15 protein-coding genes are annotated in these 13,839 nt (G+C 68.0%); 8 read left to right on the top strand and 7 right to left on the bottom strand.

The genetic code is table 11. From position 1 onward, the window contains the following. Nucleotides 1-60 precede the first annotated feature (60 nt). The 5 genes from AC1RJ5_RS12265 to AC1RJ5_RS12245 all read left to right on the top strand — a co-directional run bounded on the left by AC1RJ5_RS12265 (nt 61) and on the right by AC1RJ5_RS12245 (nt 2,493). A complete protein-coding gene (locus AC1RJ5_RS12265; RefSeq protein ID WP_269573644.1) occupies nt 61-399 on the top strand; it encodes a DNA primase in 339 nt (112 codons plus the stop codon). 46 nt (nt 400-445) lie between these two features. Continuing rightward, nucleotides 446-1,036 (top strand): YdeI/OmpD-associated family protein, encoded by a 591-nt coding sequence (locus AC1RJ5_RS12260; protein WP_493113534.1) that lies wholly within the window; start codon nt 446-448, stop codon nt 1,034-1,036. Nucleotides 1,037-1,105: 69 nt separating this feature from the next. Further along, nucleotides 1,106-1,519, top strand: a complete 414-nt coding sequence (locus tag AC1RJ5_RS12255; RefSeq protein WP_269573646.1) for an ExbD/TolR family protein — start codon at nt 1,106-1,108, stop codon at nt 1,517-1,519. 57 nt (nt 1,520-1,576) lie between these two features. Further along, the gene (locus AC1RJ5_RS12250; RefSeq protein WP_342251572.1) at nt 1,577-1,969 is read left to right on the top strand and encodes an MliC family protein; all 393 of its coding nucleotides are present in this window, start codon (nt 1,577-1,579) and stop codon (nt 1,967-1,969) included. A gap of 131 nt (nt 1,970-2,100) precedes the next feature. Beyond that, complete coding sequence (locus AC1RJ5_RS12245) at nt 2,101-2,493, top strand: acyl-CoA thioesterase (RefSeq protein ID WP_493113531.1); 393 nt, start codon at nt 2,101-2,103, stop codon at nt 2,491-2,493. A gap of 182 nt (nt 2,494-2,675) precedes the next feature. Here the strand turns inward: AC1RJ5_RS12245 and ppc are convergent, their stop codons facing one another. Both ppc and AC1RJ5_RS12235 read right to left on the bottom strand, forming a co-directional pair. Further along, nucleotides 2,676-5,348, bottom strand: a complete 2,673-nt coding sequence (gene ppc, locus AC1RJ5_RS12240) for a phosphoenolpyruvate carboxylase (protein WP_493113529.1) — start codon at nt 5,346-5,348, stop codon at nt 2,676-2,678. A gap of 226 nt (nt 5,349-5,574) precedes the next feature. Beyond that, a complete protein-coding gene (locus AC1RJ5_RS12235; protein WP_493113527.1) occupies nt 5,575-6,582 on the bottom strand; it encodes a L,D-transpeptidase in 1,008 nt (335 codons plus the stop codon). 103 nt (nt 6,583-6,685) lie between these two features. Here AC1RJ5_RS12235 and AC1RJ5_RS12230 point away from each other — a divergent pair, with 103 nt between their 5' ends. Then, nucleotides 6,686-7,534 (top strand): oxygenase MpaB family protein, encoded by an 849-nt coding sequence (locus AC1RJ5_RS12230; RefSeq protein ID WP_493113525.1) that lies wholly within the window; start codon nt 6,686-6,688, stop codon nt 7,532-7,534. On the opposite strand, the gene AC1RJ5_RS12225 is transcribed toward AC1RJ5_RS12230, so the two are convergent. The 4 genes from AC1RJ5_RS12225 to AC1RJ5_RS12210 all read right to left on the bottom strand — a co-directional run bounded on the left by AC1RJ5_RS12225 (nt 7,531) and on the right by AC1RJ5_RS12210 (nt 10,201). Beyond that, a complete protein-coding gene (locus AC1RJ5_RS12225) occupies nt 7,531-7,956 on the bottom strand; it encodes a septal ring lytic transglycosylase RlpA family protein (RefSeq protein WP_493113523.1) in 426 nt (141 codons plus the stop codon). The genes AC1RJ5_RS12230 and AC1RJ5_RS12225 overlap by 4 nt on opposite strands. 126 nt (nt 7,957-8,082) lie before the next feature. Further along, on the bottom strand, nt 8,083-8,871 hold the full coding sequence (locus AC1RJ5_RS12220) for a DUF4198 domain-containing protein (RefSeq protein ID WP_493113521.1): 789 nt from the start codon (nt 8,869-8,871) through the stop codon (nt 8,083-8,085). A gap of 106 nt (nt 8,872-8,977) precedes the next feature. Further along, nucleotides 8,978-9,391: a nuclear transport factor 2 family protein gene (locus AC1RJ5_RS12215; RefSeq protein WP_342250896.1), complete on the bottom strand. Its 414-nt coding sequence runs from the start codon at nt 9,389-9,391 to the stop codon at nt 8,978-8,980. Between the two features lie 57 nt (nt 9,392-9,448). After that, nucleotides 9,449-10,201, bottom strand: coding sequence for an SDR family NAD(P)-dependent oxidoreductase (locus tag AC1RJ5_RS12210; RefSeq protein WP_493113519.1), 753 nt, complete (start codon nt 10,199-10,201; stop codon nt 9,449-9,451). A 112-nt stretch (nt 10,202-10,313) separates the two neighbouring features. Here AC1RJ5_RS12210 and AC1RJ5_RS12205 point away from each other — a divergent pair, with 112 nt between their 5' ends. Beyond that, nucleotides 10,314-11,207 (top strand): LysR family transcriptional regulator, encoded by an 894-nt coding sequence (locus AC1RJ5_RS12205; RefSeq protein ID WP_493113517.1) that lies wholly within the window; start codon nt 10,314-10,316, stop codon nt 11,205-11,207. Here AC1RJ5_RS12205 and AC1RJ5_RS12200 read toward each other — a convergent pair. Further along, complete coding sequence (locus AC1RJ5_RS12200; protein ID WP_493113515.1) at nt 11,204-13,447, bottom strand: esterase/lipase family protein; 2,244 nt, start codon at nt 13,445-13,447, stop codon at nt 11,204-11,206. The two genes, AC1RJ5_RS12205 and AC1RJ5_RS12200, sit on opposite strands and share 4 nt — an antisense overlap. Before the next feature lie 178 nt (nt 13,448-13,625). Between AC1RJ5_RS12200 and AC1RJ5_RS12195 the strand changes: the two genes are divergently transcribed. Beyond that, a complete protein-coding gene (locus AC1RJ5_RS12195; protein WP_493113513.1) occupies nt 13,626-13,766 on the top strand; it encodes a hypothetical protein in 141 nt (46 codons plus the stop codon). Nucleotides 13,767-13,839: the final 73 nt, after the last annotated feature.

Raw genomic sequence — 13,839 nt, 5'->3', positions numbered from 1 at the left:
ATCGCCGTTCGCACTCACGAGGCTCGCCGCGGTGGCGGGCGCGTTACGTGAGGACAGGCAATGGGCGGTTACCAGGTTCCGGGACGTGGTTCGGGTGACGACGGTTTCGACGAGGAAGGCTATGACGAGAGCCAGCGCGCCGAGATCCTCGAGGCGACCAATGACGGCCCGAGCGACGGCGATATCCTGACCGACCTGTCCCCCGATTTCGGCGACGACGACGATGACGACGCGGACGACCTCCGCATGGTCGACGACGAGATCGGCGAGGAGGATGACGAGGCCGAGCAGACCGAGCGCGCCATCTCCGAGGACGAGGTCCAGGACGATTTCGACGAGGACGAGCTCGAGGATGACGACGATCTCGACGATGCCGACGAGGACTCGCTCGAGCCCTGAAACCCCGTATTGACCTGCGGCATGGAGCGGCGGAACATGCCGCCCCATGACCAGGGACCCTAGGGTGGACGCCTATATCGAGGGCCGCGCCGAGTTCGCGCGGCCGATCCTCACTTGGCTGCGCGATCGCTTCCACGTCGCGGTGCCGCAGGTGGAGGAGACGATCAAATGGTCGCACCCCTTCTTCACCCTGGGCGGCAAGCCGCTCGCCAACATGGCCGCGTTCAAGGCGCATGCGAGCTTCGGCTTCTGGAACCGCCAGGAGAATGAAACCGGCAGGGAAGGCGAGGCGATGGGCCAGTTCGGCCGCATCGAATCGCTCGCCGACCTGCCGCCGGCCGAGGAGGTCGAGCAGCTGATCCGCGACGCGGTGGCCCGGCTCGGCGAAGCGAAGCCCGCCCGTCCCCGTGCCGCCCCCAAGGGCGAGGCCGAAGTCCCGCCCGAGCTCGCCGAGGCGCTGGCCGGAGACGCCGCCGCCCATGCCGCCTTCACCGCCTTCCCGCCCGGCTGCCGCCGCGAATATTGCGAATGGATCGCCGAGGCCAAGCGGCCCGAGACCAAGGCCAGGCGCGTCGCCGAGGCCGTCGCCTGGATGCGCGAGGGCAAGCGCCGCAACTGGAAATACGAGAATTGCTGAGGCGATAAGCCGGTCTTGCCAACCTTCTTCGTTGTGTTACGGTATATCATCATAACGAGGAGAGCTGCCATGGCCCGTGCAATCCGTGTCCGTCGTCTTCCCGATGCCGCCCCGATCGGCGCGATCAACATCACGCCGCTGATCGACGTGATGCTCGTCCTGCTCGTCGTGATCATCATCGCCATCCCGATCGCCAGCCACAAGGTGCCGGTCGATCTCCCCGTCGGCCACGGCACCGTCGATCCGCAGCCGCCCGCGGTGCTCGCGATCGATCGCCAGGGTTCGCTCTACTGGAACGGCGCCGCGCTCCCCGATGCAGCGCTGCCCGCCAGGCTGACCGCGCTCCAGCAATCGGGGGCGGCGCTGCATCTCCAGACCGATCCCGAAGCGCGCTATGAGCGGTTCGACGGCGTGCTCGCGACCGTGAAGCGCGCGGGCATCACCAAGCTCGGCTTTGTCGGAAATCGACCCCTGGAAGATTGACGGGAACGGGCGCATCGGGCGTTCGTTACGCTGCCGAACGAACCAAGGATTTCCCCGATGCGCCTACCCCTTATCGCCCTGCTCGCGCTCGGCGCCTGCTCCAGCCAGCAGCCCGCCGCACCGGTCAACGCCGCGCAGGCCGAAGAGACCAACATCACCACCGATGCCTCGCCCGCGCCGCTCGACAAGGCGCCCGCGAAGGGCACGGGCAAGGCGATCACCGCGCGCTTCCGCTGCATGGACGGCGTCCGCATCGTCGCCCGCTTCGATCCCGACAAGGGCAGCGCCGTCGTCACCCGCGCCGGCACCAGCGTCACGCTCCAGCAGCAGGTCATGGCCTCGGGCATCCGCTATTCGGACGGCCAGGTGACCTTCCAGGGCAAGGGCGACGCCATGTCGTACGAGGCGCCGGGCCAGCCGCCGATCGCCTGCACCGCCATTCGCGGCTGAGCCCGTCTCAGCCCCTACACCGTCATCCCGGCCTTGAGCCGGGATGACGAGGAATCCCGAATAGGGTGCAGCGGCATCTTGCAGCGCAAGGCGAAGCGGGGGAAGCTCGCCCGATCAAGCCGGAAGGACAGATGCCCAGCTACACCGCGACGATCACCGCCGGGCCCGAAGACATCGACGAGCTCGGCCATGTCAACAATGCCGTCTGGGTGAAGTGGATCCAGGACGTGGCGGTGGCGCATTGGTATGCCGTCGCCGCGCCCGAGCATGAGGCAGCCTATTTCTGGGTCGTTACCCGGCACGAGATCGATTATCGCGGCAATGTCAGCGAAGGCGAGACGGTGACCGCCGAGACCTGGGTTCCCGAGGCTCCGCGCGGCGCGCGCTTCGATCGCCACATGAAGTTCACCGGCGCCGACGGGAAGGTGCGGGTCGAAGCCAAGACCACCTGGGCGATCATCGACCGCGCGACGCAACGCCTGATCCGCGTGCCTCCCGAAGTCGCGGCGCCGTTCCTGGACTGAGGCGGCCACAGAACCACCGTCACCCTGAACTTGTTTCAGGGTCCAACGCTCCACCAAGGATATGGCCTGAGGCGCGTTGGATGCTGAAACAAGTTCAGCATGACGGGGATAGGGATTCCGAAGCCGGAATTACCGTCATCCCCGCCCTCGCGGGCATGACGAGAGTAGAACCGCGCTCTGCCTTACCCGCTGTTCCGCAGCGCCGTCGCGATCGCGTTGATCGACAGCAGGATGCCTTCGCCGATCCGCGGATCCTCCTCGCCGGCGCGGTGGCGCTTGAGCAGCTCGATCTGCAGCAGGTTCAGCGGCTCGATATAGGGCAGCCGCAGCCGGATCGAGGTCTCCAGCGCCTGGTGCTTCTCCAGCAGCCGCGTCTGGCGCGTCGCCTGGAGCAGCCCGTCATGCGTCTTCTGCCAGCCCTCGCGGATCTGCCCGAAGATCTTGTCGCGCAGGCCCGCATCCTCGACCAGCGCGGCATAGTGCGCGGCGATCTCCATGTCGGACTTGGCCAGCACCTGCTCCATGTTCGCCAGCGTCGAGGCGAACAGCGGCCAGGCCGTCGCCATCTCGCGCAGCAGCCCCTTGTCCTCGAACTGCTCCATCGCCTGGCCGACGCCGTACCAGCCCGGCAGCATCACGCGCGCCTGCGCCCAGCTGAACACCCAGGGAATCGCGCGCAGGTCCTCGATCGCGTCGCTCTTCTTGCGGCTGGCCGGGCGCGAGCCGATCTTGAGCCCGGCGATCTCGGCAATCGGCGTCGCCTGGCGGAAGAAGCTGGTGAAGCCCTCGGTCTCATAGACCAGCCCGCGATAGGCCTTGAACGCGGCGTCGGAGAGCTGGTCCATCGCCGCCGCGAAACGCTCCGCATCGGCCTTGTTCAGCTTCTCCGGTTCCAGGCTGGCAAGCAGCGTCGCCGAAGCCATCGCCTCGAGGTTGGTCCGCGCGCTCTCGCGCGTGCCGTACTTCGCCGCGATGATCTCGCCCTGCTCGGTCACCCGGATGCGGCCCTGCACCGTGCCCCGGGGCTGGGCGAGGATCGCCGCGAAGCTCGATCCGCCGCCGCGACCCACCGCGCCGCCGCGGCCATGGAACAGCTGCATGCCGAGATTGGCCTTCTCGAACACCGGTTTGAGCGCGGTCGATCCGCGCGACAGCTGCCAGGTCGAAGTCAGATAGCCGCCATCCTTGTTCGAATCGGAATAGCCGATCATCACTTCCTGGTGGCCGCGCTTCGCCGCGATCGCCGCGACTTCGGGCAGGCCGAGCCAGGCTTCCATGATCGGCGGCGCGGCTTCGAGATCGCCGATCGTCTCGAACAGCGGGATCGCCATGATATGCGCCTGCGGCTCGTCGCCGGGGATGTAGAGGCCCGCTTCCTTGAGCAGGATATGGACCTCGAGCAGGTCCGACACCGACTGCGCCATCGAGACGATGTAATGGGTGATGCAGGCGCGGCCGTACTTCGCATGCGCCTGCGCCGCGGCGCGGACGATCGCCAGCTCGGAAGCGGTCTCCTCCGAATATTCGGCATAGGGGCTGGTCAGCGGCCGGGCATTGGCGAGCTCCTTGCGGAGCAGCGCGATGCGTTCGTCTTCCGAAAGCGCCGCATAATCCTCGACCACGCCGCCGGCCTTGAGCAGCTCGGCGACCACGCGTTCGTGCACCGCGCTGTTCTGGCGCATGTCGAGCGTGGCGAGGTGGAAGCCGAAGGTCTCGGTCGCGCGGATCAGCCGGCCCAGCGCACCGCCGGTGGCGAGCGGGCCGGCACCCTCGTCGGCGAGCGCGCGGGCGATCGTCACCAGCTCGTCGCGGAACTCGGCTGGCGTCGCATAGGGCTCGGCGGCGATCGCGGCCGGGCGCGGCGGCGCCTTGCCGGTCAGCTTCTCATGCGTAGCGGAAAGCCGTGCGTACACGCCGGTGATCGCCCGGCGATAGGGTTCGTCGGCGCGGCTGCGCGCTTCGTCATGGCTGGCCTCGGCCAGCTTGAGCAGCGCTTCGCTCACTTCGACATGTTCGGTCGAGATCGACAGCTCGGCGCCGAGCGCGTGGACCGCGTCGAGATAATAGCCGAGCACCGCCTCGGCCGCGCGGGCCAGCGCGAACTGCATCGAATCGGCGGTGACGAAGGGATTGCCGTCGCGGTCGCCGCCGATCCAGCTGCCGGGGCGCAGGAAACTCGGGGTGCGGTTGCCCAGCGCCCGGTCCCAGCGGGCATAGAGCGCCGGCAGCACTGGCAGGAAGATGTCGCGCAGATAGGAGAGGGCGGTCTCCACCTCGTCGGCCACGCCCAGCTTCTCGCGGCGCAGCACGCGCGTCTGCCAAAGGAGTGCGATCTGGCGGAGGATCGCTTCCTCCACCTGGTCGCCGTCCTCGGTCTCGGCCACGCCCTGGTCGCGCAGCAGCATCAGCTCGGCGATCCGGTTCTTGTGGTCGATCATCGACTTGCGGCGCACTTCGGTCGGGTGCGCGGTCAGCACCGGGGCGACCAGCGCATGGTCGAGCAGCGCCATCACCGCGTCGCGGCCGATGCCTTCGCTCTCCAGCCGCTTGAGCGCGGAGGCGATATCGGCATCCTTCTCGCTCGCCACGCCCTGCCGGTCCTCGGCCAGATTGGCGAGCATCGAGAACAGCATGAAGCCGCGGGTGAAATCGAGCGTCTCGTCCAGGCTCAGCCGGTCGAGCCCGCGATCGACCGATCCCGATCCGGCCACGCCGCGCGCCCGGTCGACCGAGGTCGATCGAATATATTCGATGCGCTTGAACAGCTCCTCGCCGCCATAGGCACGGATCACGTTGCCGAGGAGCCGACCGAGGAAGCGAACATCCTCGTTATTTGCGATTGCGAGGCTAGCCATGAGGCGCGTTGCTGCACTGCGAAACGTTACGGGGTCAACGGCAAAGCGCTTGGGGGTGCGTTTAGTTTCGCTTCTTCGCTTGGATTGCGGCGACTTGAGGGGGGATTCCGAGGCCGGCCTCCCCGGAAGCTGTTCCCCGGCGAAAGCCGGGGCCCAGGGTTTCTCCGCCGGATCGCTCTGTTACCTTGGGCCCCGGCTTTCGCCGGGGAGCGGAACGCACTGACTCTCAGCGCGCGATCACGCTGGCATCCTCCATCCAGTCCGCCACCCCCGGATCATTCTCGATCAGCGCGTCCGGTTCCTGCGGCGGCGCGAGATCCGGCCCGAGGCCGAGCGAATCGGGGATCACCACCATGGTGGTGCCGGGGCCGACCACTTCGGCCAGCGCGCGGCGGAACGGGTCGCTGCCCTGGAAGCCGTCCGCCTGCGCGGTAAAGCCATTGCCGCCCGCATAGCCTTCGCCGGGCAGCGCCAGCCGCTTCCAGTTATACCGGCCCGCCGTCACGTCCTGCAGCACATAGGCCTGGGTGCGCTCGATCACGCCGTTGAACGCCACCGGCGCCGATCCGATCTCCACGCCGCCGCGCAGCACCACCATCCGCCGGTCCGCGCCGCTCACCACGATAGAGACCGGGCCGGAGCGCGAGAGTTCGGGCCGCCACACCGCCGGGCCGGCGGGCAGGGCGGGCATATTGGGCTGGGCGCCGATCCGCAGCGCCGGCGCCTGGTTGGTGACGATCACCGTCATCCCCAGCGCGGTCTCGTCGAACAGCAGCCGCGCGAATTCATGCGGCAGGCGGATGCAGCCATGCGAGGCGGGATAGCCGGGCAAATTGCCCGCGTGCAGCGCGATCCCGTACCAGGTCAGCCGCTGCATGAACGGCATCGGCGCGTTCGAATATTTGCTCGATCGGTGCCACTTCGCCTTTTGCAGGATGGTGAAGACCCCGGTCGGGGTGCGGTGGCCCGCCTTGCCGGTCGATACGGTGGAGACCGCGATGGGGACCCCATTGCGGTAGGCGACCACGCGCTGGGTCGCGATGTTGACCACCACCAGCATTGGGCCTTTCGGGGCGATCTCGGGCACCCAGAGGAACTGGCCGGGCCGCAGCCGCTCCACCGATGCCATCACCGTGCCGTCGCCGATCGGCTGCATCTGCGCGGCGCCCGCGGTGGCGAGCAGGGCGGTGGCGGTAGTGAGGGCAAGCGCGCGGAAGCGCGTCGATCGGAACAAGGCTGGGGCCCCCGGGGGAATGACGTCATGACATCCTATCAGCACGGAGGCGTTCCGAAAACCGGGCGGTTGCACGGCGTGCGGGACACCCTAACTTGGGTGCATGACTCCGGCGGACGGCATCGCGAACCGGCTGCGCACCGCGCTGATCGGGCAGGTGCGCGCGGTGTTCAATGATCAGGCGCGCGGCGAGAAGCCGGTCCAGCGCAAGCCGGACGAGAGCCTGTTCGGTCCCCGGTCGGTGGTGTGGCGGGTGCATGGCGACGTCACGACGATGATGGTTGGGGGCGTCGCGGCGCTGCTGCTCCAGATGCTCCATCCCGCGGTGCTTGCGGGCGTGTGGGATCATTCGACCTTCCGCGGCGACATGCTCGGCCGGCTGCGCCGCACTGCGCGCTTCATCGCGGTGACGACCTATGGCTCGGCGGCCGAGGCGCAGGAGATGATCGACAAGGTCCGCGACGTGCATACGCGGGTGAAGGGGGTGCTGCCCGACGGCACGCCCTATGCGGCGGACGATCCGCACCTGCTCGCCTGGGTGCATGTGACGGAGGCGGTGAGCTTTCTCGATGCGTGGATCCGCTATGCCGAGCCGGGCATGAGTCTCGCGGATCAGGACCGGTATTTCGCCGATTTCGCCCGTATCGCCGAAGCGCTGGGCGCGGTTCGAATCCCTCGCCGTCGGGCCGACGCGGATAATTTTATCGCGGAAATGCGTGCCGAGCTGCTGGTCGATGCGCGTACCCGGGAAGTTGCCCGCATGGTCCTCGACCAGCCGGCGCCGAGCATGGCGGTGAAGCCCTTCCAGGCGCTGACCTTCGGTGCGGCGGTCGATCTGTTGCCCGATTGGGCGCGGACGATGCACGGCCTCTCCAGCGCCGGCCTGGCCACCCCGGCGGTGCGCATAGGCACCCGCGGCGTCGCCAGCACCCTGCGCTGGGCGTTCCGTTAGTCCTGGGCGGCCTCGGTGTCGGTGTCGTCCTGCGCCAGCGCGATCGAAACGGTACCCCGGCCACGACGGGCCAGCCCGATCTCGTTGGCGGCGGCGCGCGAGACGTCGATCAGCCGATCCCTGCCCCACGGCCCCCGATCGTTGATCCGCACCACCACGCTCCGCCCGCTCGCGACATCGGTCACCCGCACCCGCGTGCCGAAGGGCAGGCTGCGATGCGCGGCGGTGAAGTCGCTGGGGTCATAGGCCTCGCCGCTGGCGGTGCGCTTGCCGGCGAAGCGGTCGGCATAATAGCTGGCCTCGCCGGTGGCGATCGCGGCTTCGGGTGCCAGTCCGGGGGCATTGGCATGGGAGATCGCGCAAGGAGAAAGCAGCATTGCCGCAATGGCAATCGCCAGCACCCGCTCAAATCTTGCCCCCATTACCCACGCCTTGCAGTTGTCCCCGGCGCCGGCCTGCCGCCGATCGGTGAACAAATCCACACCGGCGAGCCGATCCTGCGGCATATGGTGGTTGCGCGGCGACGAACCGCGCAACCGCCGCGCTAGTCAGGCCGCGTCGAAGGCGAGGGTGTAGGTATAGCTGCGATAGGGAGTCGCAGATCCCGCCGGTGCCTCGGTGCGGTGGCGTACCAGCATCAGATAGATGCCGGCATCGCTCGGCTTCAGGGTGAAATTGCCCTGCGGATCGGAGGTCGTCGTGGCGACGATCTTCCTGCCGTCATAATTGCCCGCCGCGCGGAACAGCGTGACTTCGGTGTTCGCCAGCGGCTTGCCGTCGAAGAACAGCCGGAACTTTGCATCGCTGCCCGAGCTGATCTCGCTCGGATGGGTGATCGCCTGTACTTCCAGCGCGGTGCCGATCGGCTTGAGCGCACCGCTGCTCGCCGCACCCCGCGTCACATAGGCCTCCGCCAGCGTCGTGCTCTGCACCGCGACTTCCCTGGCACCGGCCGGCGGCGCGCCATCCTCGCCGGCGATGATCCACTTGCCGCCCACCGAATACATCTCGCCCATCCGGCCCAGCCGCTGGCCTGTGGTGAGGCGATAGGTGCCCTCGGCCGAGAGGTCCGCCTCGAACACGGTCAGGTCGCGCAGATAGGTCGGCTTGCCGACTTCGCCGCGCGTCCCGTCCGGCTTGATGAAGTGGAAGGGCGCATCCTTCATGCCGATCTCGGGCACGAACGGATCCTCGCCGAACGCCGAGGTGAGCGTCACATGATCGCCCTTGCCCACGTCGAACAGGGTGGGGAGCAGATAGGGCATGTGCGCCTGGGCGGCGCTGCCCAGCGCGATCGCGCCGAGCGCGCCCAGCAGGATCAGTTTCGGAAATCGCATGATCGGCCCCCGTGAAAGCGTTGGCGATCAATTATTGCGATTCACTATCAATCGCAAGCACGGATCGGAGCAAGGCGGCCTTTCCGCAGAGGCCGCCCCGCCCGGCTCAGTTCCCGGCCGCCTCCCGCATGCGCCGCGACTCCGCCGATCCTTCGTCGAGGAACACATAGAGCGCGGCGATCCTGCCATCGCGCACCAGGATGAAGTCCCATCCGGTATAGGCGGGCGCTTCGCCCCTGGGTCCCGATCCCCAGCCGAGCCGCCCGGCATTGTGGAGCATCTGCGGATTGCCGGGCGCATAGGCGAAGTCGGGATGCATCGCCCGTAGCGTGCCGGCGAACGCGTCGATCGCGGCATGGCCGGTGACCGGCCCGGTCGGTGCATAGAGCACGCCGTCCTCGGCCCAGAGTTCCTCGATCGCGGCGCGCCGGCGCCCGGAATCGCCCTCGCCGAAGACTTCCTCGAGGTTGCGCAGCAGCAGTTCGCGGATGCGATCGGCGGATTCGCTGTTCGGTACCATCTCGTCCTCCATCAATTAGAGACATCCCCGGGGAAGAACCCCGGGGAGCTTCCGTCATCAGATCTGTGCCTGGCCGCCATCGACGAACAGCTCGACGCCGTTGACGAAGCTGGCATCGTCGGAGGCGAGGAACAGCACCGCCCTGGCGATCTCCTCGGGCTGGCCGACGCGGCCGGCCGGGATCAGGCTCGCCAGATAGTCCTTGGTGCCCTCGGCCTGCTCGCCGCCGCCGAACAGCTCGTTCAGGCCGGCGGTGTCGGTCACGCCGGGGCTGACGGCGTTGACCCGGATATGGCGGTCCTTGAGGTCGAGGATCCAGTTGCGCGCGAAGTTGCGGATCGCCGCCTTGGTCGCCGAATAGACGCTGAATGCCGGCGTGCCCGAGATGCTGGTGGTCGAGCTGGTCAGGATCACCGAGGCGCCATCCTTGAGCAGCGGCAGCGCCTTCTGCACGGTGAACAGTACGCCCTTCACATTGGTGGAGAAGGTCTTCTCGTAATGCTCCTCGCTGATCGCGCCCAGCGGGGCCATCTCGCCGCCGCCGGCATTGGCGAACACCACGTCGATCTGCGCATGCTGCTGCTGGACCGCGTCATAGAGCCGGTCGATATCGGCGAGCTGGGCCATGTCGCCGCGCACCCCGGTCACTCGCCCGCCGATCGCGTTCACCGCGGCGTCGAGCGCGTCCTGGCGGCGGCCGGTGATGAACACCGATGCGCCCTCGGCCACGAATGCCTTGGCCGTGGCCAGGCCGATGCCGCTCGTGCCGCCGGTCACCACCACCACCTTGTCCTGGAACTTGTTCGCCATCTTCTGTCTCCTTCGGTTCGGCAAAGCGCCGTTGCCCGCCTGAGATGCAGCGTGAACGATGATGCGTGTAGTCGGCGAATATGGCACTTAGCGTTCCATTGGAGGAACGATGATGCGGGTGGATCTCAATGACTATGCCTATTTCGCCGAGGTCGTCGCGCATGGCGGGTTCGCCGCGGCGGGGCGGGCATTGCGCGAGCCCAAGTCGAAGCTCAGCCGCCGCATCGCCGGGCTGGAGGCGCGGCTTGGCCTGCGCCTGATCGAGCGGTCGAGCCGGCGCTTCCGCGTCACCGATACCGGCCAGGCCTTCTACGAGCGCTGCCGGGCGATACTGGCGGAGGCCGAACAGGCCGAGGCGCTGGTGCTGCAGGCCCAGGCCGAGCCGCATGGCCGCATCCGCTTCAGCTGCCCCACCGGCATGCTCGAGCCGATTGCCGGCCTGATCTCGTCCTTCCTGCAGCGCTATCCCAAGGTCCGGCTCCAGCTGGTGGCGACCGATCGCCCGGTCGACCTGATCGCCGAGCGCGTCGATCTCGCGCTGCGGGTCCGCGCCAGCCTGACCAGCGATGCCGCGCTGACGATGCGCTCGCTCGGCAAGTCGACCCGCATTGTCGTCGCCAGCCCGCAGCTGGCCAACCGGATCGAGACGATCGAGCAGCTCGGCGAAGTGCCCGCGCTCGCGACCAGTGACGCGGCCGATGATCTCGAATGGCACCTGGAGACGGAGGTGGGGCGCAGCCATGTGTTGCGCGTCGAGCCGCGCCTGGGCTGCGAGGACATGGCGGCGGTGCGCAGCGCCGCGATCGACGGGCTGGGGGTCGCGATCCTGCCCGATCATGTCTGCTTCGATGCGCTGGAGTCCGGCCGTCTCGTCCGCGTGCTTCCCGAATGGCGCGGGGTGCAGGGGATCGTCCATCTGGTCTTCACCACCCGCCGCGGGCTGCCGCCCGCGGTGCGCGCGCTGATCGACCACCTCGCCGCCGGCTTCCCGCGCACCCGCGCCTAGCGCGCGTTCGACCAGGTCGAGAGCACGACCTGGCGCTCCACCTTGTCCTCGTTGCGCAGCGTCAGCTTCCAGGTGGCGCGGGTGATCGCCCGATCTACCAGGATGCCGCGGAACAGCTGGCTCGCCTCGGGCTTGCCCGCCAGGTTGCTGCCCAGCGCCGTGCCCTTGTCGTCGGCCAGTGTCGCGGAGACCGTGCTGGCGGCGACGAAGGTGACTCCAAAATTCCGGGCATCCTCCACCGGAATGGCGATCTCCATCACCTGCCCAGGTGCAAGCATCGCCATCTTGGAGAAATCGCCCGCATCCGGGTCCTTCGGGTCGGCGAGCCCGAGGAATTCCAGGCAGGCGCGGGCGAATTCGAACAGCCGCCCGCCACCGCCGCCCGGCAGCAGCGCGGCAAGCTTGCCCTGCGCGCCCTGCTTGCCTGGGCCGATGGCAAGGCGCGGCTTCACGAAGGACGAGAATTGCGATGTCCCGGTCAGGCTGGTGTGGATGGTGCGCTCCACCGCATGGTCCTCGATCGTCCAGATCGCGGAGGATTCGGCGACCACCCCGTCGTTCATCGCCAGCATCCTGCACACCGGCGGCAGCGGGTTTCCGGCCAGGATCGAGAAGGGCACGCCCTTGCGGTTGACGTTCACCTGGTTGAATCGCAGCACCGATACCGGCCGCAGCTCGCGCAGCGCGTCCATGGATTTACCGGCCAGCTCCAGCGGGATGCTGATCAGGTCGGCGCAGCTGCTGCCCCGGTTGGGCGTGCCCAGCATCACCAGGTGCCCCACCTGCGGCTTGCCGTCCGGATAGATCGGCATCGCCGCATGGATATAGCGCCGGCTGATCAGGCCGCCCATCGAATGGGCGACGAGGTCTACATGCCAGGCGTTGCGATCGGTCTGGGCATATTCGACATAGCGCGAAAGCTGGGCGGCATTTTCGTCGATCGTGTTGGTCGGCGCGAAATTGCCGGGCTCGTCGCCGGTCCGCATCCGGCCATGATCGGGCTTCTCGCCCACCGGGAACGCCTTCCAGTCATAGGAATGGCTGGTGGTCAGGATGTTCTGCCAGATTTCCCAGGCCTGCCAGTTCGACCACAGGCCGTGGACGAGCACGACCGGCTTCGGCGCCACCTTCAGGTTGCGCGTCATCTCGTCGGCCTTCTTGCCCTTGTCCTCCACCTCGGCCCGGATGCGCTGGACCAGCCGGGGGCGGCCATCGTCGTACCAGGCATAACCCGAGCTGTCCCATTCGAAGGTGATGTCGCGCTGCTCGCCCGCCGGCACGCTCAGCGTGCCTTCGTCCAGCGTGCTGTCCGGCTTGGCGCCGTCCCATTTGTCGCCCTTGTAGGTCTCGCGCAGCTTGAGCGTCGCCAGCTTCTCCTCGGGGCCGTCATTGGCGACGGTGGCGGTGATCCGCACCAGGTTGCCGTCGATCGTGCCAACCTGCTCGGTGATCTTCCGCCAGGCGCCCCAGGTCGGGAAGCGCATGTCCTCGAACTTGAGGTCGACCAGCCGCAGCGCCCCGCCGCAGCGGCGCAGGTTCCAGCTCAGCGTGTCGGTCGCCCCGGCAAGCGTCTCGGAATGGCTGCCGGTCAGCCGGTCGGGCTCGCGCGGATCTACCCGATCCGATCCGTCGCTGGAGAACTGCACCGGGTCGATCGTCGTCGGCAGGTCGGCGATGGTGCGGCTGGCGCCTTCCTTCGCCTTGCACTGTCCACGGAAGCTGCCCGATTCCGATCCGGAAACGACGCCCTTGATCTCGGGCAGGCGCACGCTGACGCGGTAGGTACCTTCGCTGTCCACCCCGATATTGACGTCGGCGTCGAGCCCGTTGCCATTGGCGCGCGTCTCGCTCTTCGAGACGAAATTGCCCGATACCGTGCGGTACACGCGCTGCTGCATGCACATGTCCGTGTCTTGCGCCGCCTTGGTCTCTGTCGAGATCGACTTCAGATTGATGTTCGCCCGGCCCAGGCTGATGTCCGGATTGTCCGTCGCGCGCACCGTCACTTGCGCGGCATAGTCATAGGTCATCGACCAGCTGGTCGTGTCCGTGCCCTTGCCCGATACGCGCGCCACCGTCTTGTCCTGGCTGTTGGCGATGTGCCGGCTGTACTGGACGTTGCCCACCCAGCCGCTGGTGCATTTCGCCGACGCGGCCTTCATCCCTGCGGCTGCCGGCACGGTCGCGCTCGACAGCATCAGGCCCGCTGCCAGCGCCGGCAAGGTACGTAGGACGATCATACCGGAAACTCCCGTTGGTGCTGCGGCCAGCTGTCGCCGGCGCGGCTCGCTGTCGCGCCGGAAATTGCCGGGGCAGGCGCGGGCGCGACGGGCAGGGCGCTGCCGCGATGGGGCCCGCCGCCATGGCGATGAAACCCGATGCGAGCCGGGTGGGCTTGCCCGTCCGCTCCTGTGCCGCATGCGGCGGAAGGATGCGCGCGGCGGCGCGATGTCCGGCGTGGTCGCGCATGCGGCTGGCTTCGTCGCGAAGCGGTTCGCCCGCAGCGCCGATGACCGGCTTGGGCGAGCCCAGATGGAAAGCACCGGACGCCCGACCTAGCGGAGCGCGGTTCTCGGCTCTTCGCCGTCCGGAGTCCGGCAATGGCTTCGGCGCGTTGCCCCCGCCTCGCCGC

Source organism: Sphingomonas sp. GW822-FHT03G08, assembly GCF_058801135.1.
The sequence above is the reverse complement of the archived record's forward strand: the minus strand, read 5'-3'. Positions and strand labels throughout refer to the sequence as shown.